This is a genomic window from Cellulomonas sp. NPDC055163 (genome assembly GCF_053607065.1).
The window spans coordinates 269,770-292,014 of the sequence record NZ_JBSGSU010000006.1; the positions used below are offsets into that span (position 1 = coordinate 269,770).

The following is a 22,245-nucleotide window of genomic DNA, read 5'->3' on the forward strand; positions in this document are numbered from 1 at the left end:
GACCCCCCGAGGAGGAGCCCACCCGATGTCCCCGACCCGAGCACCGGCAGCGCGGCCGGGCCGTGCACCGCGGCCGTGGGGCACACTGTCGCTCGTGACCACGACTTCCGGCGAGCCCGTGCCGCCGGTCCGCGAGCCCGTGGCCGACGAGCCCGAGGGCACCGACGAGCTGCTCGTCCGCGCCGCCGCCGGTGACGAGGCCGCGTTCGCGCTCGTGTACGACGCGCTCTCGGCGGCGGTGTTCGGGACGTGCCTCGCGGTGCTGCGCGACCGGGACCACGCCGCCGAGGTGCTCCAGGAGGTCATGGTCGAGGTGTGGCGCACCGCCTCCCGGTTCGACCCCGAGCGCGGCTCGGCCCGTGCGTGGGCGCTGACGCTCGCGCACCGCCGGGCCGTCGACCGGGTGCGCGCCGTGCAGGCGCAGCGCAACCGGGACCAGCGCGCGCTCGACGAGCAGGTCGAGCGGCCGTTCGACGTCGTCGCGGAGGAGGTCGAGGAGAGCATGGACCGTGCCCGCGTGCGGCACTGCCTCGAGGGGCTCACGCCCACGCAGCACGAGGCCGTCGTGCTCGCCTACTACGGCGGTCGCACGTACCGCGAGGTCGCCGACGAGCTCGCCGCTCCGCTGGCGACCGTGAAGTCCCGCATCCGCGACGGTCTGCTCCGGCTGCGCGACTGCCTGGGGGTGGCCGCATGAGCACGACCGACGGCCACGGCCGCGACGAGACCCCCGACGTGCGGGACCTGCTGGGCGCGTACGCGCTCGACGCGGTCGACGACGTCGAGCGCCGTGCCGTCGAGCGGCTCGTCGCTCGCGACCCCGACGCGGCGCGCGAGCTCGCCGGGCTGACCGCGACGGCGGCGCTGCTCGGCTCGGCGGTGCAGGCGCCGGCGCCCCCGGACGTGCGGGCCTCGGTGCTCGACGCGATCCGCTCGACCCCGCAGGTCGGCGCGCGGGGTGTGCACGACGACGCAGCGCGGGCCGGCTCCGGTGCCGCCGCGCCGGCGACCACGGTCCGGGACGTCCCGTCGATCGCCGACCGTGCGCCCGCCGCCGACGTCCCGTCGATCGCCGACCGTGCGCCCGCCGCCGACGCGCCGTCCGCCGCCGACGGCTCCGCACCGCGCGTGACCGAGCTCGCCGCTCGCCGGCGCCCGCCTCGCCGCAGCACGACATGGCTCGCCGTCGCCGCGACCGCCCTCGCCGCCGCCGCGGTGCCGAGCGTCGTGGCGTGGCAGCAGCACCAGGACGCGCAGCAGGCCGGCGAGCAGGCGCGCCTCATGGCCGAGATGCTCGCCGAGCCCGGCACCCAGGTGGTCCGCGCCGACGTCGAGGGCGGCGGGACCGCGGTGGGCGTGCTGGGGGACGGCCACGCGATGTTCACCGCGACGGGCCTCGGCGACCCGGGCGACGGCAAGGAGTACCAGCTCTGGGTCATCCGCGACGGCGTCCCGCTGCCGGACGCCGTGATGCCCGACGACGCCGGTGCGCTGCACGCGATGGCCGAGGACTTCGTGCCCGGCGACGCGCTCGCCGTCACGGTCGAGCCGGCCGGTGGGTCCGCGGAGCCGACGACCGACCCGGTCGTGGTGCTGGCCCCGACGCAGGCCTGACGGGCCCTCGCGGGCTCAGCTCCCGGAGGCGCTCGTCGCGGCGACCGTCGCGGCCATGATCCCCGCCATCACGGCGGCGTTCACGGCCTCGACGGCCCCCTTGACGGCGGCGTCGGCGAACCCGCCCTGCGCGACCGCCTTCGCGCGGCTGCGCAGCTCGCGCTTGGGGACCCCGACGTCGCCGAGCACGCGCGGCACCTGGTCGACGGCCTGCAGCATCGAGATCAGCGCGGCCTCGCGGGGCGTCGGGGTGCGGCCGACGACGAGCACGTCGTGCAGGGCGCGGCGGAGGCCGTCCTCGTAGGCGGTCTCGACGGCGGGCCACGCCGACGTCGGGAAGATGCCGAGCACCTTGCCCTCCTGGAGCCGCAGCACGCCGCGCTCGACGAGCCGCGCGAGGAGCTCGGGGCGCAGCTTCTTCGCGAGCTCGGGCACGACCGAGGCCGGCTTCCGGGGACCCTTCGCGGCGATCCGGCGCAGGCCCTCGTCGAGGACGCCGTCGCCGGTCGGCCGGGGGTCGCGCACCACGACGCGGCCCGGCTTGACCGGCTCGCCGGGCCCGCTCACGTCGACGCGTCCGGCGGTCGCGAGGTCGAGCAGCACCGCGCCCGCGAGGGCCAGGTCGAGCCGTGTGGTGTCGACGACGGGCCTGCCGGTGACGTCGTCGGTCAGGAGCAGGAGCACGTCGTCCGCGAGGATCATGCCCTCACGCTAGGACGTGCGCGGGTGCCCGGCCAGGGCGCACGCACGGGCCCCACCTGCGGGGACGGCTCCGCGCCGGTGGTACGTCCGGCGGCGGCGACCGCCTCGGTGCCCAACCCCGGGGCGCACGAGGGCGAGGCCCCCGCTCCGTACCCTGAGCGGGGGCCTCGCCGGTCCGTGGTGCCCGTCGCCGGGCGGTCAGGCAGGTGTCACATGGTGGGCATGAGCACCGAGTCGATGAGGTAGACCGTGGCGTTCGCGGTCTGCACGCCGCCGCAGATGACGTTGGCGCCGTTGACCATGAGCGAGTCGCCCGAGCCGGTCACGTCGACCATGCCGCCCTGCACGGTGGTCTGCTCACCGACGACCATGTCGGGCGAGAGCTGCCCCGGCACGACGTGGTAGGTCAGGATGCTCGAGAGCAGCGCCGTGTCGGTCTTGAGGGTCTCGATCGTCGCGGCGTCGATCTTCGCGAACGCCTCGTCGACCGGCGCGAACACGGTGAACTCGTCGCCGTTGAGCGTGTCGACCAGGTCGACCCCGGGGTTGAGCTGGCCGGACACCGCCGAGACGAGGGTCGTCAGGAGCGGGTTGTTCGACGCGGCGACCGCGACCGGGTCCTGCGACATGCCGACGACCGAGCCGGGGCCGTCGGGCACCGTCTCCGCGTAGCCCGCACAGCCGGGGCCGACGAGGTTCGCGGCCGGGTCGGCCATCATCGCGTCCTCGGTCTCCATGGGCTCGGGGCTCATGGTCTCCTCGGACGTCATCGCCGGGTCGGCCGTGCTCTCGGCGCCGGAGTCGGAGCTGCAGGCCGACAGGCCGAGCGTGGCGACCGCCAGGAAACCGAGGGCGGCGAACTGGGTGCGCTTGGTGCTGATCATCGGACTCTCCCTCTCGAGGTCCGGTGCGGGTGCCCCCACCGGATGCTTCTTCCGTCCCGCCGGGAGCGGGACCTTCGAGGGGGATTCGGAGCGGGCGGGGGAGCGGATGGGTCGGACGTGCAGAAGTTTTTCTACCGGTCGGCGCCCGCGGGGACGCGGTGTGCCAGCAGCGGGAGCGCGCCGGTCTCCTGCGACACCTCGACCGCGGCGCCGAGCACGCGCGCGACCGTCGACTTCGACACCCCGACGCGCGCGGCGATGCTGCGCTGGGACAGCCCCGACGCGGCGAGCTGGCGGATCGCCGCCTCGCGGATGGCGCCCTCGGCTGCGCGGACGACCGGTCGCTGCGCGGTGTGGGTGTCGGTGAAGCCGCCCGTCCCCACGGCGGTGCCGGACCCTGCGGCGAACGCCCCGAGGGGCCGCGGGTCGGCGCCGTCCGTGCCGTCGTCGACGAAGGCGGTCTCGGCTGCCGCCGCCCGCCACGTCGCGGGAGCGGCCGCCTCGACGGGCAGCGCGTGCGCACCGGCGCCGGGGAACCGCCCGAGCCCGGTGGCGGTGGGCAGCAGGTCGACGGCGCCGACGGCCGCGAGCACCGTCGGCAGGTCGGCGCCGGGCGGCACGGCCCGCAGCGCCGCGACGTGCGCGCGGTCGAGCCGGCGGCGCGCCCAGCGGATGCGGCGCCCCTGCGCGTGCCCGGACTCCTCGAGCCGGCGCACGACGAGCGCCGCGCGGGCCACGGCGAGCAGGCGACGGTCGCGGCGGACCTCGGCGAGCGTCCGGTCGGCGTGCTCCCGCCGCGCGGCCGTCAGCACCCGCTCCCACAGCCACGCCGCGACGAGCGGTGCCACGACGCGCACCCCGGCGGCCAGCAGCGTGCTCGGGTCGCTCTCCCACGACCGCACGCCGTCGACCTCGGGACCGACGAACTCGTGCGTGCCCGCGAGCAGCCCGGAGACCGCGGAGACCGCCCACACCGCGGCCGCGTCGGCGCCGCCCGGTCGGCCGGCCAGCGCGGACGCGCGCGCGAGCAGCGCCGAGCTCACGAGCGCGAGCTCGAGGAACCCCGCGAGCGCGACGGCCGCGACGAGCGTGAACCCGAGCACGTCCATCGCGACGCTCGCCATGCCCTGCGCGGCGAGGAGCGTCGGGACGACGGCGGCGAGCGACGCGACGACGGTCGCGTGCTGGCGGGCGCGCCGGGCGGCCTGCTCGGTGCCCGTCGGTGGTGCGGGGACGGCTTCGGTCGTGACGGTGGTGCTCATCGGCTCTCCCTCGACGGCGGTGGGGCCCGGCCGCTCGCCGGACGCCTCAGGTGACCCGCGCGTCGTGGTCCGTCGTCGTGCGCGCCGCCGCGACGTGGCACGGCGTGGTGGGCACGGGACGAGGGTACGGACGTGGGACGAATCCGTACAGACCGGGCAGCGGCGGCGAGACGGCGAGGGGGGAGGGAGCCCGCGGCGGCGCGTCCGCCGGCTCGGCCGGACCCATCCGGACCGCCCGCCGCGCCGAACGGCGGTCATGGACCTCCTCACGCTCGCGCTGATCGGACTGGTCGGCGGCCTCATCACCGGCATCTCGCCGTGCATCCTCCCGGTGCTGCCCGTCATCTTCTTCTCGGGCGGCGTGCAGAGCGCCCGCGGCGGCGGGGGGACCGGCCCGGCCGTGGTGCGGACCCCCGCGCTCGCCGGGCTGCAGGTCGGGGCGATGGCGCAGCCGTCGTTCGGCGCCGGTGCCGGGGCGGCGGTGGCCGGCCGGGCCGCGGGTGCGACGGCGGCGTCCGGGCTCGCGGACGCCGGCGCCGGGGCGTCGGGTGCGACGCGCGGGGGCCGGTCCGACGCCGCTGCGGACGGTGCGGGGAGGCGTGGTGCGCGCGGGCTCACGAGCGAGGCGTGGCGCCCGTACCTCGTGATCGCGGGGCTCGTCACGAGCTTCACGCTGTTCACGCTGCTCGGGTCGTTCCTGCTCGCGCTGCTCGACCTGCCGCAGGACCTGCTCCGCTGGGCGGGCATCGTCGTGCTCGCGCTGCTCGGCGTCGGGCTGCTCGTCCCGCGCTTCGAGGAGGTCCTCGAGCGGCCGTTCCAGCGGTTCGCCCCGAAGCGGAACCGCACCGCGAACCGCAGCGGCTTCCTGCTCGGTCTCGGCCTCGGCGCGGTCTACGTGCCGTGCGCCGGCCCGGTCCTCGCGGCGATCACGGTGGCCGGCGCGACCGGGGAGATCGGCGTCGGCACGGTCGTGCTGACGGTGTCCTTCGCGCTCGGCGCCGCGCTGCCGCTGCTCGTCTTCGCGCTCGCGGGCCGCCGCGTCGCCGAGCGGGTCAAGGCGTTCCGCGAGCACCAGCGCGGCATCCGCGCCACGGGCGGGGTGCTCATGCTCGCGCTGGCCCTCGCGCTGACGTTCAACGTGACGGACGCGCTCCAGCGCGCGCTCCCGGGGTACACCGAGGCCCTCCAGGACCGGGTCGCCGCGAACGAGACGGTGCAGCAGCAGCTCGACCTCGGCGGCCTCGTGACGGCGGAGAACGAGCAGCTCGCGAACTGCACCGACGGCGCGACGGAGCTCGAGGAGTGCGGCCCCGCACCCGCGCTGCGCGGCATCGACACGTGGCTGGGCACCGAGGGCGGTGCGCCGCTCGACCTCGCCGACCTCAAGGGTCAGGTCGTGCTGCTCGACTTCTGGGCGTACTCCTGCATCAACTGCCAGCGCTCGATCCCGCACGTCGTCGCGTGGGACGAGGCGTACCGCGACACGGGTCTCCAGGTCATCGGGGTGCACACGCCCGAGTACGCGTTCGAGCGCGAGACCCGCAACGTGGCCGACGGCGCCGAGCGGCTCGGCATCGAGTACCCGGTCGCGCAGGACAACTCGTACGGCACGTGGACCGCGTACCGGAACCGCTACTGGCCCGCGCACTACCTGATCGACGCGGACGGCGTCGTCCGGCACATCTCGCAGGGCGAGGGCAACTACGAGGCGACCGAGGCGATGATCCGCGAGCTGCTCGAGGACGCTGACCCGGGCGTCGAGCTCCCGGCGCCCACCGACGTCGCCGACACGACCCCGCAGGGCGAGGGCATCACGCCGGAGACGTTCCTCAGCGTGGGCAAGCGGTTCAACTTCGGTGGCGGCGAGTACCAGGAGGGCGCCGCGACCTACGCGTTCCCGGACCGCCAGCCGGACGACTCGTTCGCGTTCGACGGCGGGTGGACCACCGACTACCAGGCGGCCACCGCCGGCGCCGACGCACGGCTGCGGCTGCGGTTCACCGCGAACGACGTGTTCCTCGTGCTCGGCGGCCAGGGCACGGTGCACGCCACGGTGCGCGACGAGCAGGGCCGCGTCGTCGAGGAGCGGGACGTCGAGGTGGCGGGTGCGCCGACGCTCTACCCGCTGCTCGAGTCCGACGACGGTCCGGTGACGGGGACGGTCGAGGTCGAGGTGCCCGCGGGGCTCGCGGCGTACTCGTTCACCTTCGGGTGACGGGGGCGCCGGGGCCTGCCCGGCCGGCCGGGGTGCACGGCCGGGCGTGACGCCGGGCGGTCACCGGCACGACCTGGTGGCGGGTGGACGACGGTGAGCGGGCCGGCGTGGTCGTGGACCGCGCCGGCCCGCTCGTGGTCCGTCTACGGCTCGACGACGACGCCGCGCCAGAACGCGACGTGGTTGGTGATCTCCTTCGCTGCGTCCTTGGGGTCCGGGTACGCCCACGCGACGTCCTTGGCCTCGGCGCCTGCGTCGGCGACGGACCAGTAGCTCGCGACGCCCTTCCAGGGGCACGTCGTGTGCGTGTCGGTCGCCTCGAGCAGCTCCCAGTCGACCGACTCCGGCGGGAAGTAGTGGTTGCCCTCGACGACGACGGTGGCGTCGCTCTCGGCGAGGGTCTGTCCGTTGAAGGTTGCGCGCATGGGGCCAGCATGCGCCCGGCCGCGCCGTCCGACAACGGGGGTGGCCGGGGTGACCGGAACGGGTGTGGCCGAGGTCGCACGGCACCCGGGATCGACGTCCCGCCCGCGCGCGCCGCGGCCCGGGATGATGGTCGGGTGCCGACCCAGCCCGCCGACGACGAGCTCGAGCTCATCCGCCAGTCCGGCGCCGCGCTGCGCGTCGGGCGCCTGAGCCTGTCCGCGGGCACCGGCTCCTACCGCGTCAAGGCGTCGATGGCGCGTGTCGCACGGGCGCTCGGCGTCGAGCGGCACGAGGCGCACGTGACGCTCACCGAGATCACGACGACGTCGCACCGCGGCCGGAGCTTCCGCACCGAGGTCGCCGAGGTCCGCACGATCGGCATCAACGCCGACCGGCTGTCGCGGCTCGAGGTCCTCGCGTCGCGGCTCGAGGCGGACGCCGAGAACGGTCGCCTCGCGACGGTCGACGAGGTCAACGCCGCGCTCGACGACATCGCGTCGCGCCCCCCGCTGTACCCGGCGCTGCTGAACGCGCTGTGGTCGGCCGTCGCGTGCGCGGCGTTCGCGTTCCTCAACGACGCCGGCCCGGTCGAGATCGTCGCCGTGGCGTTCGGCGCCGGTCTGGGCCAGCTCGTCCGGCGCGCGCTGCTGCACCGCGGGTTCAACCAGTTCGGTGTGACGATGCTCGCCGCCGCGACGGCGTGCGTCGGCTACGTCGCCTTCGTCGAGGCGCTGTTCGGGCTCGGCGCGACCGCGGCCCACCACCAGGCGGGCTACGTCTCGGCGGTGCTGTTCCTCGTCCCGGGCTTCGCGCTCGTGACGGGCGCCCTCGACCTCGCCCGGCTCGACTTCTCCGCGGGCACGGCCCGGCTCGTGCACGCGCTCATGCTGCTCACGTCGGCCGCGCTCGCGCTGTGGGGCGTCTCGGAGGTCGTCGGGCTCTCGCCCGACCCGGTCGCGCCGATGGGACTCGACCCCGGCGTGCTGCTCGCGCTGCGGTCCGCCGCGAGCTTCCTCGGCGTGCTCGGCTTCGCGCTCATGTTCAACAGCCCGTGGCGCATGGCGCTCGGTGCGGCGACGGTGGGCATGGTCGCGAACGTGCTGCGGCTCTTCCTGGTCGACGCCGGGGTCGTCCCCCAGGCGTCGGCCGCTGCGGCGTGCCTCGTCGTCGGGCTGCTCGCGGCCGTCGTCGCACCCCGGCTGCACGTCCCGCGCATCACGGTCTCCGTGCCGGCGGTCGTCATCATGGTCCCGGGCGTGGCCGCGTACCGGGCCGTGTTCCACCTCTCGAACGGCGAGACGGCCGACGCGCTCGTGTACGCCGTGCAGGCCGGGCTCGTCGTGGTCTCGATCTCGATCGGGCTCGCGGTCGCCCGGATGCTGACCGACCGCACGTGGGCCTACGAGCGCTGACGGGAACGGCTCAGCCGGGCGACGGACGGGTCGCCGGCAGGTGCGGAACGCCGCCCGGGGAGCGCCCACAGGCCGCTTTGCCGCGCACCGAGGCGGGCAGGTACCCTGTGCGAGCCTGGAGACGTCGCATAGCCAGGTCTAGTGCGCGACCCTGCTAAGGTCGTGAAGGGGCAACCCTTCCGTGGGTTCAAATCCCACCGTCTCCGCTTCTGATCGGCCCCGGACCACGCGGTCCGGGGCCGATCTGCGTCTCCGGCGAGGGCTGCGCTCCGGCGGCTCCGCGTCACCGGCGCGGCCGCGCCTCGGCGGCACCGGCGGCCCGCGCCCCTCACCCGTCGAAGCGCTCGCGGGCGGCCTCGACCTCGGCCAGGTGCGTCGCCGTCCAGCGCAGCAGGGCGTCGACGGGCTCGCGCATCGTCTTGCCGAGCGGTGTGATCCGGTACTCGACGGCGACCGGCCGCGTGGCGACGACCCGGCGCTCGACGATCCCGTTGCGCTCGAGGCGGCGCAGCGTCGCGGTGAGGGACTTGCCCGTGACGGCGGGGATCGCGCGCCGGAGCTCGTTGAAGCGGGACGGGCGCTCGCAGAGCTCCTCGAGCACCTGGAGCGACCACGTGTCGAGCACCTGCGCGAGGAGCTCCCGGTGCGGGGAGTCGAGCTCGAGGCGGTCGTGCACGGCGGGGCCGGTATCCGTCATGCCACCTAGTCTCGTTGAAGTGTCCTCGGGGCACCAGGTATCAATGCGATACCGACTGATCGGGTCGGTCCCCCGTACGAAGGAGTCCCGTGCCCGTGCAGCTCAGCAGCCCCGACGGCCTCATGCAGCCCGTCCCGTACCACCACGTCGCCGTCGCGACCGGAAGCCGGCAGGTCCACGTCGCCGGCCAGGTCGCGCGTGACGGCGACGGGCGGCCCGTCGCACCCGGCGACCTCGCCGGCCAAGTCGCGCACGTCCTGCGGAGCACGGCGACGGCGCTGCGCTCGGTCGGCGCCGACCTGCACGACGTCGTCCGGCTCACGTTCTACGTCACCGGCTGGGATCCCGAGAGCATCGGGCCGTTCATGGCGGGTGTCGAGAGCGTCGCCGACGAGCTGCGCCTGCCCCGGCCGCTGCCGCCGTCCTCCGTGATCGGCGTCACGATGCTGTTCGAGCCCGACGTGCTCGTCGAGCTCGAGGCCGTGGCCGTGCTCGACTGACCCGGACGCCCACGGCCGGGCGCCCCTCGAGCCGCCCGCCCGCGGGACCGCGCCCGTCAGCCGGGCGCAGTGCCGCGCCGTCAGGCGACGTCGAAGAACTGCCGGGTCGCGGGCAGGCGCCGGAGCACGAACTGGTCGAGCAGCAGGATCACGACCAGCGACGCCCCGAACAGCGGCAGCGTCACGCCGAGCACCACCAGCCCGACGGCGAGGAGCGGCGTCGTCCGGACGGGCAGCCGGCCCCGCGGCGCACCGACCCGGCCCTGACCCCGCGGCCGGCGCCGCCACCACATGACCGGCCCCGTCACGCACATGACGACGACCGCGAGGCAGAACGTCGCGGTCAGCACCAGGTTGAGCGTGCCGAAGCGCCGGCCCTCGTGCAGCGCGATGCCCTGCGCGACGGTCTTGGCGAGGGCGGGGTAGTCGTCGTACCCGTACTGCGAGACCACCGTGCCGCCGAAGCGGTCGACGTGCACCGAGCGCTCCTTGCCCGGGTCGTCGAACGCGTACCCGATCACGGTCAGCACGCCCGTCTCCTCGCGTGGCAGAGCGACGGTCATGGGGTGCGCGAGGCCCTCCTGTGCGGCGAGCAGGAGCGCCGTGTCGATGGTCGCGACCGAGCGGGTCTGCGCGTCCGGGTCGCTCGTCGGGACGGGGCTCTTGCCCTGCGCCCACGGCACCTCGTGGCTGTGCGGCAGGGACTCGTCGAGCGTCGACACCGGGTCGGAGAGCGCGCCGTGGTCCTGGCTCCACAGCGAGGTCCCGGACCGCGTCGCGAGCGCCTGCACGTTCTCGCCCCAGACACCCGTCCACGGCAGCCCGCTGGCCACGAGCAGCAGCAGGCCCGCGCCGACGAACGCGCCCGTCCACGCGTGCGTCGTGCGCAGGCGCGCCTGCCCGGTGCCGGACCGGCGCTTGCGGGCCCGCGCCTGCCGCCCGCGCCAGAACAGGTAGTACCCCGACAGTGCCATGACGATCGCCCAGCACGCCCCGAGCTCGAGGACCGCGTCGCCGACGTCCCCGGCCATGAGGTCCGCGTGCAGGCGCACCGCGGTGCCGCTCAGCGTCGTGTCGGGGTTGAGGTCGCCGAGGATCTTGCCCGTCCACGGGTCGACGAAGACGTCGAGCGGCGTGCCCTCGGCGGTCTCGAGCGAGAAGCGCAGCGGGTCCGTCGCGGTGGCGGGCTCGGTCATCGAGATCACGGTCGCGTCCGGGTACGTCGCCGCGACGCCGATCCGGTACGGGTCGAACCCCGCGAGCTGCGCGCCCTCCGGCGGCGCGTCGACGCGCATGAGCTCGGGGTGCAGCGCGGGCTCGAGCTGGAAGCGGAACAGGTAGATCAGGCCGGTGACGGCCAGCACGAGCACGACGGGGATCACGAGGAACGACGCGTAGAAGTGCCAGCGCCAGAACGCGCGGAACAGGCCGCCGCGGGGTCGCGGGGCGGCCGGCGCCGTGGCGCTCGGGGTCGCGGGTTGCTCGGGTGGCGCGAGGGTCGGGTCGTCGACAGCGGGCATGCGGGGTCTCCGGGGGAGCGAGGGAGCCGCCGGGTGGCGGAGGGCAGGGCGGGGCCGCGTCGGTCGGCTGCGCGGGCGCGCCCGCGCGGCGTGGTGACGGCCGGGAGCAGGACGCGTGACGCCGCGCCGTCCAGGCGGACGACGAGCGACGCCGGGTCGTCCGGGAGGGCGACGCGCGGCGCGACGACGGAGGCCGTCAGCCCTGCGGGGGGCCGCGCCGGCACACGCCTCCCGCGGCGACGAGCGGGGACAGGGCGGCGCGGGGCCGCCACCCCGGCGGCGAGGCGACGCCGAGCGCGAGCGTCGCCGGCTCGGCGCGGGGAAGGTCGCGCAGGGTGGCCCACGCCCACAGCCGGGCGAGCAGGGCGTCGCCGTGCGCCAGCAGGAGCGCGGTCAGCACGGTGGCGACGACGTGCCCGAGCAGCATCAGGAGACCGGCGTCGTGATCGGGGCCGGTGACGTAGGCGACGTCGGCGGCCGACGCGTGCGACGTCGCGGGGTGCATCCCGGCGTGGGTGCCGTGCGAGGCGTCGTGCATCCCGGCGTAGGTGCCGTGCGACGCGTCGTTCATCCCGGCGTCGGCGCCGAGCGGCGCCATGGCGCCGCGGTGGCCCGTGGGGTGGCCCGTGCCCCTGCTCGTGCGCGTCCCCGCCGACGGTCCGCCCGCCGGGCCGAGGCTCAGCGCCTGGTGCAGCCCGAGCTCCAGCAGGCCGAGCGCGACGGTCAGCGCTCCCGGACCCCACGTGCGGCGGGCCAGGACCACGGCGACGGGCAGCACGGTCAGCCAGAGCAGCGCGACGGTGCCGGGCGTCGGCACGTGCCCGCCGCCGGCCGCGTGGGCCCCGGCCGCGAGGAGCACGGCGAGCAGCGCGAACACCGCCGCGCGGGCCACGCGCGCGCTGCCTCGCCACGGGCTGCTCATCTGGCGAACGGTAGACCGCCGCGTGCCCGCAGCAGCACGAGCCGAAACGTTACGCAGACGGTCCCGGGCGGGAGGCGGCCTCCGGCGCGGCCCGGTGCCCGAGGGGGCGGCCCGATACTCGGTTTGGGTCACGGCCGTCGGGCGGGTATCCTCCTACACGGCCCGCAAAGGCCACGCGCCCGTAGCTCAATGGATAGAGCATCTGACTACGGATCAGAAGGTTGGGGGTTCGAGTCCCTTCGGGCGCACCGCACACCACGAAGGCCGGCACCGTCACGGTGCCGGCCTTCGTCGATCCCGGGCCCGGTCGCCCGGCGTCGCCCGCCGGGTGCTCAGAACCCCGTCGGCTCCCGCGGCGTGTACGGGGCCTCGAGGGCGGCGACCTCGTCGTCGGTGAGCTCGACGTCGAGCGCCGCGACCGCGTCCGCGAGGTGGTGGGGCTTCGTCGGCCCGACGATCGGCGCGTCGACCACCGGGTTGCGCAGCACCCACGCGAGCGCGACCTGTGCCATGGGGATCCCGCGGGCGTCGGCGACCTGCTGCACCGCGTCGACGAGGGCCCGGTCGCCGTCCCCGTAGAACCGCTGCCCGACGGGGTCGTGCGCGAACCGCGTCGTGCTCTCCCCGTACGGCCGCGCGAGCCGGCCCTTGGCGAGCGGGCTCCACGGCAGCGACCCGACGCCCTGCTGCGCGAGGAGCCCGAACATCTCGCGCTCCTCCTCGCGCTGCATGAGGTTGTACTGGTCCTGCATGGACACGAACCGCGTCCAGCCGCCCAGGTCGGCGGCGTGCTGCATCGTCGCGAGCTGCCACGCGTACATCGACGACGCCCCGATGTACCGCACCTTGCCGGCCTTGACGACGTCGTGCAGCGCCTCCATCGTCTCCTCGACCGGGGTCTCGGGGTCGAACCGGTGGATCTGGTAGAGGTCGACGTAGTCGGTCCCGAGGCGGGTCAGCGACGCGTCGACCTGTTCCAGGACCGCCTTGCGCGACAGGCCCTGGCCGCCCGGTCCGTCGTGCATCCGGAAGAACACCTTGGTCGCCAGGACGACGTCCTCGCGCCGCGTGTACCGCCGGATCGCGCGCCCGACGATCTCCTCGGAGCTGCCGTCGCTGTACACGTTCGCGGTGTCCCAGAACGTGATGTCGAGGTCGAGCGCCTGCCGGAAGACGGGCTCGGCCGCGCCGTCGTCGAGCGTCCAGGCGTTGGTGCCGCGGGACGGCTCCCCGAAGCTCATGCAGCCGAGCGCGATGCGGCTGACCTTCAGTCCCGAGGTGCCGAGGCGGGTGTGCTCCACGTGCTGCTCCGTCCGTCGTCGGTGCACGGACGCGTCGGTGTCCCGTCGCGCCGGCTGTGCACCCGTCCTACCGGACGCCGCCGTCGCGGCGCGAGCGGTACGCCGTCCAGACCGAGTACAGGCCCAGCCCGACGACGACGGCGCCGAGCCCGCCGATGACCCAGTTCCACACGCTCGCGTCGCCCGAGGTGAACGAGTCCCACTGGAAGCCGACGACGACGGCGCCCAGGACCGCGCGGTAGGTGCCCGTCCACCACCAGCGCTCCTGCGTCGGCGGCTGCGGCTCGTCCGGCTCGGGGGTCGTCTCGGGGGAGGGCTGCACGGAGGACATGCGTCCAGGGTCCCACGGGGTGGACGGTCGCCCGCCGCGGGACCTGCGGACCCGGGACCTCTCGCTGATGATGGAGGGATGACGGACGCACCGGCGCTCAGCGGGCAGCTCCTCGTCGCCCGCTCGCGCCTCGCCGACCCGAGCTTCCACCGGACGGTCGTGCTGCTGCTCGACCACGGTGACGACGGCGCGTTCGGCGTCGTGCTCAACCGGCCCGTGCCCGTCGACGTCGACGTGGTGCTGCCCGCGTGGCAGGACGCCGTCGCGGAGCCCGCGGTCCTGTTCCAGGGCGGTCCGGTGGGGCTCGACGGCGCGATCGGCGTGGCCGTGGCTCCCGTCGGTGCGGCCCTGCCCTCGACGGTCGACCGGATGGTCGGGCCCTTCGGCCTCGTCGACCTCGACTCCGACCCGGCCGACCTCGCCGGCCACGTCACGGGCGTCCGGGTGTTCGCGGGCCACTCGGGCTGGGGCGCGGGGCAGCTCGAGGAGGAGATCGAGGAGGGCGCCTGGTTCGTGGTGCCCGCCGAGGCGGACGACGCGATGACCTCCGAGCCCGACGACCTGTGGCGCCGCGTGCTCCGCCGGCAGGGCGGCGACCTCGCGATCGTGTCGACCTTCGCGGAGGACGCGAGCCTCAACTGACCGGCTGTGCGGGCGCGCGACGGCGCCCGCCGACCGGTGGTCGACGGGCGCCGTCGGGCACGCCGGCTGTGCGGGCGGGCGGTGGCCCCGGGGTCAGGACAGCGAGGCGTCCGACGACGCGAGCACCGGGTAGTCGACGTAGCCGTTCTCGCCGCCGCCGTAGAACGTCGCGAGGTCCGGCTCGTTGAGCTCGGCGCCCGTCCGGAGCCGGTCGACGAGGTCGGGGTTCGCGAGCGCCCACGTGCCGACCGTCACGACGTCCGCGATCCCCGTCTCGAGGTCCGCGGCGCGGGTTGCGAGGTCGGCGCCGCCGCGGTTGACCAGGAGCGTCCCGGGCCACGCGGCGCGGATCGAGGCGAGCAGGTCCTCGTCGCCCGCGTGCCCGACGTGCAGGTACAGCAGGCCGAGCGGTGCGAGGGCGTCGACCAGGGCCCCGTAGACCTCGTGGGTCTGCGTCTCGACGATGTCGTTGAACGTGTTGCCGGGGGAGATCCGGATGCCGGTGCGCTGCGCGCCGATCTCCTCGGCGACGGCCGTGGCGACCTCGACGACGAACCGGATGCGGTTCTCGACGCTGCCGCCGTACTGGTCCGTGCGGTGGTTGGTGTTGTCCGCGAGGAACTGGTGCAGCAGGTAGCCGTTGGCGGAGTGCAGCTCGACGCCGTGGGCCCCGGCGGCGATCGCCCGAGCGGCGGCGGCACGGAAGTCCTGCACGGTCGCGGCGACCTCGTCGGTCGTGAGCTCGCGGGGCTCGGGCAGCGGCTGCGGGCCGGTCGCGGTGAACATGACGCCGTCGGCCGCGACCGCGGACGGGGCGACGGGCTGGCGGTGGTGCGGGGTGTTGTCGGGGTGCGCGATGCGCCCGGCGTGCATGAGCTGCACGACGAGGTGACCGCCTGCGGCGTGCACGGCGTCGGTCACGAGCCGCCAGCCGGCGACCTGCTCGTCGGTGTGCAGCCCGGGGGTCAGCAGGTAGCCCTGACCGTCCTCGGACGGCTGCGTGCCCTCGGTGATGAGCAGGCCCAGCGACGCGCGCTGTGCGTAGTACGTCGCGTTGAGCTCGGTCGGCACACCCTCGGGCGTCGAGCGGTCGCGCGTCATCGGCGCCATCGCGAGGCGGTGGGTCAGCGTGAGGTCACCCACGGTCACGGGCTGCCACAGCGGGCTGTCCGCGGAGGTCGCGTCGTGCACGGCGGTCGAGGTCGTGGTGGTCATGCGTGCTCCCAGGTCGGTCGTCCAGATCCCTGTTCGGACAGGTATCTGGCTCCAACCAGACGTTGCACCCCGACATTCCCGACAGCACGAGGTTACCGAGCGGTAGGCTGCTGTCCGAGCAGGGACGCCCCTGCGTCGACGCCGAGGAGGGGTCGAGATGGGGAGCTCGCACACCGAGCCGGTCGCGCTGCGCTCCGGCGCGAAGGGTCCCGCGGGCGGAGCGCCGCCGGAGGGGACCGCGCGGCCCGGTGCGCGCCCCGCGGCCGCCGGGATGCCGAGCGCCGCGGCGACCGGTCCGGCGAGCCACGCCGTGTTCCGCGTCGCACGCCTGCACCGCATGCTCGCGGGGGCGCTGCTGCGCGAGATCGGGCTGCACCCCGGCCAGGAGCTCGTCATGATGCAGCTCTGGGACGCCGGCCCGCAGCGTCCGGCGGACCTCGTCCAGGCGCTCGACTCCGACACCGCGACGATGACGCGCACCGTCCAGCGGCTCGAACGCGCGGGCTTCGTGCGGCGGACGCCGTCACCGACGGACCGCCGCGCGGTCATCATCGAGGCGACGCCGGCGAGCCAGGGGCTGCGGCAGAAGGTCGAGCAGCTCTGGGGCCGGCTCGAGGAGTACACGCTCGACGGCCTCGGCGACGGTGAGCGCGCGCAGGTGCTCGACGCGCTCGCGGTGCTCGAGCGCAACCTCGACGTCGCGACGTCGGAGCGGTGCGCGTGCCGCGCGGTGGCGCCGCGGTCGTGACCTGCGCGGGTGCCGGGTGCCGGGTGCCGGGTGCGCGGGCGCTCGTGTGCGCGAAAGCGCGGGTGCGCGGGCGCCCGAGTGTGCGGGTGCGCGGGCGCTCGGGTCGTGCGGGGTGACGCGGGTTCGCGCGGGGTGACGCGTCCGTGCGGGTAGGTCAGTCCCAGAACGGGGGCAGGTCGTCCTCGTCGAGGTAGCGGGTGGGCGGGGCGTCGGTCATCTGGCTCATACCCTCACTCTCGGCAGGGGATCGCCGCCTCTGAGGGGACCAAAGGCCCGCACCGGGGGTGAGACCTGGCGGGGGAGCGGGCCCGGGGTGCGCGAGGGCGCGACGGCGGATCGGCCGGTGTCCGGACGGCGGCTCGGCCGGTGGCCGGATGGCGGGTCAGCCGGTGGCCGGACGGCGGCTCGGCCGGTGGCCCGACGGCGCTCAGCCGGTGGCCGGACGCGGCCCAGCCGACGGCCCGACGGCGGCTCAGCCGGTGGCCGATGGCGGCTCACCCGGTGGTGCGACGGCGGCTCAGTCGGTGGCGTCCGTCGCGGGGGCGCCCGGGGCGACGAGCGTCTCGACGGCGGCCCGGAGGCCCTCGCTCGCGCGCCGGGGGTCGTCCAGGTAGCCGGCGACCATCGCGCCGTCGCGCAGCATCATGAACGTGCGTGCGGCAGCCGCCGCGTCGGGGTGGCCGGTGCGTTCGAGCGCCCGGCGGGCGACCCCCTCGAGCCAGGCCCGGTGCTCGACGACGGCTGCGTGCACCGGGTGTGCCGGGTCCGGGTACTCCGCGGCGGCGTTGATGAACGGGCAGCCGCGGAAGCCGGTGCGGCAGATCTCGCCGCCCATGCCCTCGACCATCGCGCGCAGCAGGGCCGCCGCGTCGTGCGGGCTCTGCGGCTCGGCGTCGAGGCGGGCGCGGACGCCGGAGTCCTGCGCGCGCAGGTAGGCGACGACGAGCTCCTCCTTGCCGGGGAAGTGCCGGTAGAACGTCGCACGCGTGACCTGCGCCTCCGCGACGATCCGCTCGACCCCGACCGCGTGGATGCCCTCGGTGTAGAAGAGGCGCGACGCGGTGTGCAGCAGGCGCTCGCGGGCCGCCGAGGTGCGCTCGGCGGCGGGGGCGGTCGCGCTCGTCATGGCGTCACAGTAGGCGTGCGCCGTGCGTGTGCCAAGCGCGAAAGAGGCAGAACGTTCGGTCTTGCTATGCGCGGGGATCGGTGCGAACCTGACCACACAGGAGAACGATCGTTCTCCCACGATGGTCCGCCGTCGCTCCCGCAGAAGGGCACTCCATGAACGCCGTCTACACCGCCGTCGCCACCGCCACCGGGGACGGCCGCAACGGCCACACCCGCTCGTCGGACGGGTTCGTCGACCACGACCTCGCGACCCCGAAGGAGATGGGCGGCGCAGGCGGCGCGACCAACCCCGAGCAGCTGTTCGCCGCCGGGTACGCCGCGTGCTTCCACTCGGCGCTGAAGATGGTGGCCCGCACCCGCAAGATCGAGATCACCGACTCCGCGGTCACCGCCGAGGTCGGCATCGGCCCGATCGAGCCCGTCGGCTTCGGCCTCACCGTCGCCCTGCACGTCGAGCTCGGCGGTGTCGACCAGGCCACCGCGGAGGAGATCGTCGCCGCGGCCCACACGGTCTGCCCCTACTCGAACGCGACGCGCGGCAACATCGACGTGACGCTGGACGTCACTGTCGCCTGAGGCGGGAGGCCTGCGCGGAGGTGTCCATGCGAGGGCCCACGCGCGGGTCGCCCGGAGGTAGCGCCGCCGCGGCGCTCGGGCGCCGGACGCCGCCGTCAGCGCGGGCGGCCCCCGCGGCCCTTGCGCGTGCCGCCGTCCGCCGCTCCGGCGCGCCGGCGCGCTGCTGCGGCGGCGCGGTCGGCGGTGCCGCTCCTCGGGGTGCCGCTCTTGCTCGCACCGCTCTTGGTGGAGCCGCTCTTGCCGGTACCGCTCTTGCCGGCACCGCTCGTGCCGGCACCGCTCTTGCCGGCGGCGTTCTTGCCGGTCCCGCTCTTGCTGGCGGCGTTCTTGCCGGTCCCGCTCTTGCCGGCACCGCTGCCGCTCTGGCCGGCACCGCTCGTGCCGGCACGGCCGCTGCTCGGGCTGCCCGCGATCGTCTCGGTCGCCCCCGCCGTGCCGCGTGAGCTGTGGGCGGTGCGCCCTCGCACGATGCCGATCATCTCCTCGACGCGGTCGTCGTGCCGGTCGGTGACCCAGGCCAGCGCGACGGTCGAGGTCGGGGCGTCGGTCACCGGGCGGTACGTCACGTCGCGGCGGTGGTGCAGGCGCGCGAGCGACTGCGGCACGACGAGCACGCCGACCCCCGCGGCGACGAGCTCGACCGCAGCGGCAGTCGTCGCGGGCTGCCCAGCGAGCGGCGGCGTGCCCGGCAGCGCGTCCCAGGCCAGCACGTCGTCGACGGGGACGAGCAGGGTCTCGTCGGCCAGGTCCGCGGTCGTGACCTCGTCCGCCGCGGTGACGACGTGGTCCCGGGGGACGACGACCACGCTGGTCTCGGTGTAGAGCGGGATCGCGCTCAGGACGTCGCGGTCGACCGGGAGCCGCACGAGCCCCGCGTCGGCGTCGGCCGCGAGGAGCGCGGCGCCCTGCGCGCCGACCTCGGACTGCACGAGGACGAGCGGGACACCGGGCAGCCGCTCGGACCAGACGCGCAGCCACTTGGCCGGGTTGGCGCCGGGGACGACGAGCAGCCGGAACGGGGCGACGGCGGGAGCGGGGTCGTCGGGCACGGGTACCTCCGGTGCGTCGTCCGGCCGGAGCCGGAGGGGCGGCCGGCGCCGGGCGGCACGGACCCGGTCAGGCTACCCGCGGGGGCCCTCGCGCCGGCAGCACGAGCGCGCCGCGGTGGCCGCGTGACGCGCCCTGTCCGGCGGACGGAGCCTCGGGCGGGGTGCGCGCGCGACTACCCTGAGCCCTGTGAGCGCCGCGAAGAAGTCCCAGACGATGAAGCCCTCGACAGCGGCGCAGAAGCTCGACGTGTACCTGCCGGCCACGCCGCCGGAGTTCCGCGAGCGCGCCGAGATCTCCCGCGAGGAGCTCACCGAGCTCCAGAAGAACCCGCCGCAGTGGCTCGTCGACCTGCACCGCGACGGCCCGCACCCGCGCAACGTCGTCGCCGCGCGCCTGCGCGTGTCGATCAGCGGGCTCGCCCGCGGCGGTGTCACCGAGGCGCTGACCAGCGCGCAGATCACCGAGCTCATCGAGAACCCGCCGTCGTGGCTCCCGCGCGAGCGCGCGATCCAGGCGGAGGTGCGCCGCGAGGAGCAGCGGCTGCGCGAGCGCCAGCAGGGCATCGGCGAGCGCCCGGAAGGCGCCCGCACGGAGCTCGACGCGGACGCGGACACGGAGGACGACCCCGCCTGACGGGGGTCGCTCAGCCGGCGCGGGCACCTGCCCGACGCCGGCCACGCGGTCCGACGCGCACGGGAACGGCGCCCGCCGACGCAGGCCGCTCCACTCGTCCCCCGGGTGCACGGTGCGAACGGAGCGGTCGCTGACCCGGGTGCGTGCGCACCCGGGTCAGCGCGGGCCGGTCAGTAGAAGAACCCCAGGTGGTCGATGATCACGTGGGCGTTGCTCGACTCCGCCCCCACCGCGAGCTGACCCTGAAGGCCCGTCTCGACGGTCGCGAGGTTGGGCGAGTCCTCGTTGCGCGCGAAGTTCAGGGCCGAGGTCTCGGGCCACGCATCGCCCTCGCCACCCCAGACGACCAGGTGCCCCGCGGCGGGCGCCTGCGTCGCCGTCAGGTTGACGACCTGCGCGACGGCGGCGGGCAGCCGGTCGCCGAGCACCACGAGCGGTCGGACGCCGTTGGCCGGACGGCCGGTCGTGCGGGTGTCGGCCACGCGTGTGGTCGTGGACGGCGCAAACCTGAGCCCGCCGTCCCGTTCCGCGGTGCCGTACCAGCCCAGGACGTCGACGACGGCGTGGGTCCTGCCGGCGCTGTTGCTCAGCCAGAAGCCCCACGTGCCGTCGTCCGCGGCGCTCACCGGGACGACCGCGTGGTTGGCGACCGTCTGGCCGGGCACGAAGTTCGCGTTCGAGACGCCAGGGGCCTGTGCGCCGCCGGGCCACGCCGTGAGGTGACCGTGTGCGGTCGGCTGGGTGACCGTCAGGTTGATGTCGACGGCCGTGACCGGCTCGGTCGCCCCCGCCACCTCGACCGGCACCCAGACCTTCGCGCCCGCGCCGATCGGTTCGCCCTTCGTGCGGGTGTCGAGCGCGCGCTCGGGCTCGGTGGGATGGAAGCCGCCGCCGCGCGGGCCGTCGGCGGTCGAGTAGTAGCCCTGCACGTCGACGAGAAGGTGCGTGTACCCGGCGTCGTTGTAGAGCGCGACCTCGCCGTCCGCACCGAGCGGGACGACGACCTGGTTGGGCCGGCTCTGCCCTGCGGTGAGGTTGAGCGACGACGTGTCGGGCAGCGGCGTCCCGGAGGGCCACACGCGCACGTGCGTCGGCGCGGTCGGATCGGTCCCGGTGACGTTGAGCAGGACGGCGGAGACCCCTGACGAGGGGATGGCGCCGCCGGCTGCGGGGTCGAACCGGATCGTTCCGCCCGGGCCGACCGGACCCTGCCGGACGCCGGTGCCCTCACGCGTGTCGACGACGCGCACCGGGCCGGCAGTGGTGAACGTCCCCTCCTCGCCGGTCGGCACCGGCAGCGGGCGCCCGACGACCTGCGTGCCGGCGACGTTCGGGTCCTGACCCGTCGGGACGACGCGGTACGTGGAGGTGGTGCCGACCGCGACGTCGCTGTCGGTCCACGGCAGCGCGACGGCCTGCGCGACCGTGGTCTCCGGCCCCGCTCCGGTGGCGCGCAGTACGTCGTAGGTCGTGGCGTCCCAGGTCGGGTAGAGGAGCTGGACCGCGCCGCGACGGGGTACGGCCACGAGCGCGTCGACCCGGGTCGAGACGAACGGGAAGAACACCACGAAGTCGTTCGTGCTCCCGCGCGGAGTCCCGTCGGGCACGCGGAGCACCCCCAGGAGGTCGTTCCTCCCGTCGGAGAGGACGGCGACCTCGACCGTGCAGCTCTCGCCCGGCGCGAGCGTGCGACCCACGCAGTGGTCCCGCTCGACGACCGGCACGCTCATCTTCGGGACGCCGAGCGCGGACGACCACTCGGCGGCGCCGTACGTCTGCGGTGCCGTGCCCGCGTTCGTGACCGTGGAGGTCCCGCGGGACCAGATGCCTCCCCGCGTCGAGTACAGGTGCGGCGGCTCGACCTGGGTCAGCACGTACGGCACGTCGCTGTTCCAGCGGAGCGACCCGCCGCTGGGCAGCTCGCCGTCACGGCACGTGGCGCTGTAGTCGAGGGCGAGGCGGGTCAGCCGGCCGTTCGCGTCGTGCTCGACGTCCAGGACGTCGAACGAGCCGTGCCACGTCGAGCACCCTCCGAGGCTCGGCAGGGTCAGGGCGGCCTGCTCCTGCGTCGCCGAGGCGACGGTGTCGTAGTGCCCCGGCTCGAGGCGCGGCCGCCCGGACGGCGCCCGCACGACGAGATCGGTGCCCTTGCCGCGCTCGCCGGCGGTCAGGGCGTCCGGCCGCGAGCCGCCGGTCACGCCCTGGACGTACGGCTCGAACGTCCGCACCGAGGACCTCGCGACCTCGGGGGTGGCGCCACGGAGCTGGGTCAGGACGTCGGTCGACCCGTCCGGCGCGGCAGCGGCGGGGGTCAACCACCCACCGACGAGGACGGCGGCGAGGGCAGCGAGCGCGACGGAACGGCGACGAGCGAGCGGTGGCATGGCGAGGAGTCTAGGGACGATCTGTCCCGTTGTGTCCCCGGTCCGCGCGTGTCGCCGCGAGCGCTGGACACGCCCCGCTCGGG

At 75.4% G+C, this 22,245-nt stretch carries 22 protein-coding genes and 2 tRNA genes; 11 read left to right on the plus strand and 13 right to left on the minus strand.

Annotated features, from left to right (window positions below; genetic code table 11):
* Nucleotides 1-94: 94 nt before the first annotated feature.
* Both sigK and ACWFNE_RS13795 read left to right on the plus strand, forming a co-directional pair.
* Nucleotides 95-697: an ECF RNA polymerase sigma factor SigK gene (gene sigK, locus ACWFNE_RS13790; RefSeq protein WP_452122998.1), complete on the plus strand. Its 603-nt coding sequence runs from the start codon at nucleotides 95-97 to the stop codon at nucleotides 695-697.
* Complete coding sequence (locus ACWFNE_RS13795) at nucleotides 694-1,614, plus strand: anti-sigma factor (protein ID WP_452122999.1); 921 nt, start codon at nucleotides 694-696, stop codon at nucleotides 1,612-1,614. The genes sigK and ACWFNE_RS13795 overlap by 4 nt, the downstream gene beginning before the upstream one ends.
* Nucleotides 1,615-1,629: 15 nt before the next feature.
* On the opposite strand, the gene ACWFNE_RS13800 is transcribed toward ACWFNE_RS13795, so the two are convergent.
* From ACWFNE_RS13800 to ACWFNE_RS13810, 3 genes are all read right to left on the minus strand, one after another.
* The gene (locus ACWFNE_RS13800; protein WP_452123000.1) at nucleotides 1,630-2,316 is read right to left on the minus strand and encodes a GOLPH3/VPS74 family protein; all 687 of its coding nucleotides are present in this window, start codon (nucleotides 2,314-2,316) and stop codon (nucleotides 1,630-1,632) included.
* A gap of 209 nt (nucleotides 2,317-2,525) precedes the next feature.
* Complete coding sequence (locus ACWFNE_RS13805; RefSeq protein WP_452123001.1) at nucleotides 2,526-3,200, minus strand: fasciclin domain-containing protein; 675 nt, start codon at nucleotides 3,198-3,200, stop codon at nucleotides 2,526-2,528.
* 131 nt (nucleotides 3,201-3,331) lie between these two features.
* The gene (locus ACWFNE_RS13810; protein ID WP_452123002.1) at nucleotides 3,332-4,462 is read right to left on the minus strand and encodes a helix-turn-helix domain-containing protein; all 1,131 of its coding nucleotides are present in this window, start codon (nucleotides 4,460-4,462) and stop codon (nucleotides 3,332-3,334) included.
* Nucleotides 4,463-4,718: 256 nt separating this feature from the next.
* Between ACWFNE_RS13810 and ACWFNE_RS13815 the strand changes: the two genes are divergently transcribed.
* The gene (locus tag ACWFNE_RS13815; protein WP_452123003.1) at nucleotides 4,719-6,677 is read left to right on the plus strand and encodes a cytochrome c biogenesis protein DipZ; all 1,959 of its coding nucleotides are present in this window, start codon (nucleotides 4,719-4,721) and stop codon (nucleotides 6,675-6,677) included.
* 143 nt (nucleotides 6,678-6,820) lie between these two features.
* Here ACWFNE_RS13815 and ACWFNE_RS13820 read toward each other — a convergent pair whose 3' ends face one another.
* On the minus strand, nucleotides 6,821-7,102 hold the full coding sequence (locus ACWFNE_RS13820) for a DUF427 domain-containing protein (RefSeq protein WP_452123004.1): 282 nt from the start codon (nucleotides 7,100-7,102) through the stop codon (nucleotides 6,821-6,823).
* Nucleotides 7,103-7,237: 135 nt separating this feature from the next.
* Here ACWFNE_RS13820 and ACWFNE_RS13825 point away from each other — a divergent pair, with 135 nt between their 5' ends.
* Nucleotides 7,238-8,515: a threonine/serine ThrE exporter family protein gene (locus tag ACWFNE_RS13825; RefSeq protein ID WP_452123005.1), complete on the plus strand. Its 1,278-nt coding sequence runs from the start codon at nucleotides 7,238-7,240 to the stop codon at nucleotides 8,513-8,515.
* 117 nt (nucleotides 8,516-8,632) lie between these two features.
* Nucleotides 8,633-8,721, plus strand: a tRNA-Ser gene (locus tag ACWFNE_RS13830).
* A gap of 122 nt (nucleotides 8,722-8,843) precedes the next feature.
* On the opposite strand, the gene ACWFNE_RS13835 is transcribed toward ACWFNE_RS13830, so the two are convergent.
* The gene (locus ACWFNE_RS13835) at nucleotides 8,844-9,212 is read right to left on the minus strand and encodes a winged helix-turn-helix transcriptional regulator (RefSeq protein WP_452123006.1); all 369 of its coding nucleotides are present in this window, start codon (nucleotides 9,210-9,212) and stop codon (nucleotides 8,844-8,846) included.
* An 89-nt stretch (nucleotides 9,213-9,301) separates the two neighbouring features.
* On the opposite strand from ACWFNE_RS13835, the gene ACWFNE_RS13840 reads away from it, so the two are divergent.
* A complete protein-coding gene (locus ACWFNE_RS13840) occupies nucleotides 9,302-9,712 on the plus strand; it encodes a RidA family protein (RefSeq protein ID WP_452123007.1) in 411 nt (136 codons plus the stop codon).
* An 80-nt stretch (nucleotides 9,713-9,792) separates the two neighbouring features.
* On the opposite strand, the gene ACWFNE_RS13845 is transcribed toward ACWFNE_RS13840, so the two are convergent.
* Both ACWFNE_RS13845 and ACWFNE_RS13850 read right to left on the minus strand, forming a co-directional pair.
* Nucleotides 9,793-11,232: a PepSY-associated TM helix domain-containing protein gene (locus tag ACWFNE_RS13845; RefSeq protein ID WP_452123008.1), complete on the minus strand. Its 1,440-nt coding sequence runs from the start codon at nucleotides 11,230-11,232 to the stop codon at nucleotides 9,793-9,795.
* Between the two features lie 196 nt (nucleotides 11,233-11,428).
* On the minus strand, nucleotides 11,429-12,154 hold the full coding sequence (locus ACWFNE_RS13850; protein ID WP_452123009.1) for a hypothetical protein: 726 nt from the start codon (nucleotides 12,152-12,154) through the stop codon (nucleotides 11,429-11,431).
* Nucleotides 12,155-12,329: 175 nt separating this feature from the next.
* Here ACWFNE_RS13850 and ACWFNE_RS13855 point away from each other — a divergent pair.
* Nucleotides 12,330-12,402 (plus strand) — tRNA-Arg (locus ACWFNE_RS13855).
* Between the two features lie 84 nt (nucleotides 12,403-12,486).
* Here the strand turns inward: ACWFNE_RS13855 and ACWFNE_RS13860 are convergent.
* Complete coding sequence (locus ACWFNE_RS13860) at nucleotides 12,487-13,455, minus strand: aldo/keto reductase (RefSeq protein WP_452123010.1); 969 nt, start codon at nucleotides 13,453-13,455, stop codon at nucleotides 12,487-12,489.
* A gap of 67 nt (nucleotides 13,456-13,522) precedes the next feature.
* Entirely contained in the window at nucleotides 13,523-13,786 is a 264-nt protein-coding gene (locus tag ACWFNE_RS13865; RefSeq protein WP_452123011.1) for a hypothetical protein, read from the minus strand.
* Between the two features lie 78 nt (nucleotides 13,787-13,864).
* On the opposite strand from ACWFNE_RS13865, the gene ACWFNE_RS13870 reads away from it, so the two are divergent.
* On the plus strand, nucleotides 13,865-14,428 hold the full coding sequence (locus ACWFNE_RS13870) for a YqgE/AlgH family protein (RefSeq protein WP_452123012.1): 564 nt from the start codon (nucleotides 13,865-13,867) through the stop codon (nucleotides 14,426-14,428).
* A gap of 93 nt (nucleotides 14,429-14,521) precedes the next feature.
* Here the strand turns inward: ACWFNE_RS13870 and ACWFNE_RS13875 are convergent, their stop codons facing one another.
* A complete protein-coding gene (locus tag ACWFNE_RS13875) occupies nucleotides 14,522-15,643 on the minus strand; it encodes an alkene reductase (RefSeq protein WP_452123013.1) in 1,122 nt (373 codons plus the stop codon).
* A gap of 157 nt (nucleotides 15,644-15,800) precedes the next feature.
* Here ACWFNE_RS13875 and ACWFNE_RS13880 point away from each other — a divergent pair, with 157 nt between their 5' ends.
* Nucleotides 15,801-16,391, plus strand: coding sequence for a MarR family winged helix-turn-helix transcriptional regulator (locus tag ACWFNE_RS13880; protein WP_452123014.1), 591 nt, complete (start codon nucleotides 15,801-15,803; stop codon nucleotides 16,389-16,391).
* A 517-nt stretch (nucleotides 16,392-16,908) separates the two neighbouring features.
* Here ACWFNE_RS13880 and ACWFNE_RS13885 read toward each other — a convergent pair.
* Entirely contained in the window at nucleotides 16,909-17,517 is a 609-nt protein-coding gene (locus ACWFNE_RS13885) for a TetR/AcrR family transcriptional regulator (protein WP_452123015.1), read from the minus strand.
* A gap of 155 nt (nucleotides 17,518-17,672) precedes the next feature.
* Between ACWFNE_RS13885 and ACWFNE_RS13890 the strand changes: the two genes are divergently transcribed.
* Complete coding sequence (locus tag ACWFNE_RS13890) at nucleotides 17,673-18,095, plus strand: organic hydroperoxide resistance protein (RefSeq protein WP_452123016.1); 423 nt, start codon at nucleotides 17,673-17,675, stop codon at nucleotides 18,093-18,095.
* Nucleotides 18,096-18,190: 95 nt separating this feature from the next.
* On the opposite strand, the gene ACWFNE_RS13895 is transcribed toward ACWFNE_RS13890, so the two are convergent.
* On the minus strand, nucleotides 18,191-19,144 hold the full coding sequence (locus ACWFNE_RS13895; protein WP_452123017.1) for a LysR substrate-binding domain-containing protein: 954 nt from the start codon (nucleotides 19,142-19,144) through the stop codon (nucleotides 18,191-18,193).
* A gap of 187 nt (nucleotides 19,145-19,331) precedes the next feature.
* On the opposite strand from ACWFNE_RS13895, the gene ACWFNE_RS13900 reads away from it, so the two are divergent.
* A complete protein-coding gene (locus ACWFNE_RS13900) occupies nucleotides 19,332-19,778 on the plus strand; it encodes a DUF5997 family protein (RefSeq protein WP_452123018.1) in 447 nt (148 codons plus the stop codon).
* A 170-nt stretch (nucleotides 19,779-19,948) separates the two neighbouring features.
* On the opposite strand, the gene ACWFNE_RS13905 is transcribed toward ACWFNE_RS13900, so the two are convergent.
* Nucleotides 19,949-22,162 carry a hypothetical protein gene (locus tag ACWFNE_RS13905; protein ID WP_452123019.1) on the minus strand — a complete coding sequence of 738 codons (2,214 nt, stop codon included), beginning with the start codon at nucleotides 22,160-22,162 and terminating at the stop codon, nucleotides 19,949-19,951.
* Nucleotides 22,163-22,245: the final 83 nt, after the last annotated feature.

What these genes read in the sequence shown, in the direction of transcription:
- ACWFNE_RS13905 (WP_452123019.1), bottom strand. Translation starts at nt 22,162, where the DNA reads ATGCCACCGCTCGCTCGTCGCCGTTCCGTCGCGCTCGCTGCCCTCGCC.
- ACWFNE_RS13875 (WP_452123013.1), bottom strand. Translation starts at nt 15,643, where the DNA reads ATGACCACCACGACCTCGACCGCCGTGCACGACGCGACCTCCGCGGAC.
- ACWFNE_RS13815 (WP_452123003.1), top strand. Translation starts at nt 4,719, where the DNA reads ATGGACCTCCTCACGCTCGCGCTGATCGGACTGGTCGGCGGCCTCATC.
- ACWFNE_RS13820 (WP_452123004.1), bottom strand. Translation starts at nt 7,102, where the DNA reads ATGCGCGCAACCTTCAACGGACAGACCCTCGCCGAGAGCGACGCCACC.
- ACWFNE_RS13870 (WP_452123012.1), top strand. Translation starts at nt 13,865, where the DNA reads ATGACGGACGCACCGGCGCTCAGCGGGCAGCTCCTCGTCGCCCGCTCG.
- ACWFNE_RS13835 (WP_452123006.1), bottom strand. Translation starts at nt 9,212, where the DNA reads ATGACGGATACCGGCCCCGCCGTGCACGACCGCCTCGAGCTCGACTCC.
- ACWFNE_RS13890 (WP_452123016.1), top strand. Translation starts at nt 17,673, where the DNA reads ATGAACGCCGTCTACACCGCCGTCGCCACCGCCACCGGGGACGGCCGC.
- ACWFNE_RS13885 (WP_452123015.1), bottom strand. Translation starts at nt 17,517, where the DNA reads ATGACGAGCGCGACCGCCCCCGCCGCCGAGCGCACCTCGGCGGCCCGC.
- ACWFNE_RS13865 (WP_452123011.1), bottom strand. Translation starts at nt 13,786, where the DNA reads ATGTCCTCCGTGCAGCCCTCCCCCGAGACGACCCCCGAGCCGGACGAG.
- ACWFNE_RS13795 (WP_452122999.1), top strand. Translation starts at nt 694, where the DNA reads ATGAGCACGACCGACGGCCACGGCCGCGACGAGACCCCCGACGTGCGG.
- ACWFNE_RS13800 (WP_452123000.1), bottom strand. Translation starts at nt 2,316, where the DNA reads ATGATCCTCGCGGACGACGTGCTCCTGCTCCTGACCGACGACGTCACC.
- ACWFNE_RS13810 (WP_452123002.1), bottom strand. Translation starts at nt 4,462, where the DNA reads ATGAGCACCACCGTCACGACCGAAGCCGTCCCCGCACCACCGACGGGC.
- ACWFNE_RS13805 (WP_452123001.1), bottom strand. Translation starts at nt 3,200, where the DNA reads ATGATCAGCACCAAGCGCACCCAGTTCGCCGCCCTCGGTTTCCTGGCG.
- ACWFNE_RS13880 (WP_452123014.1), top strand. Translation starts at nt 15,801, where the DNA reads ATGGGGAGCTCGCACACCGAGCCGGTCGCGCTGCGCTCCGGCGCGAAG.
- ACWFNE_RS13850 (WP_452123009.1), bottom strand. Translation starts at nt 12,154, where the DNA reads ATGAGCAGCCCGTGGCGAGGCAGCGCGCGCGTGGCCCGCGCGGCGGTG.
- ACWFNE_RS13845 (WP_452123008.1), bottom strand. Translation starts at nt 11,232, where the DNA reads ATGCCCGCTGTCGACGACCCGACCCTCGCGCCACCCGAGCAACCCGCG.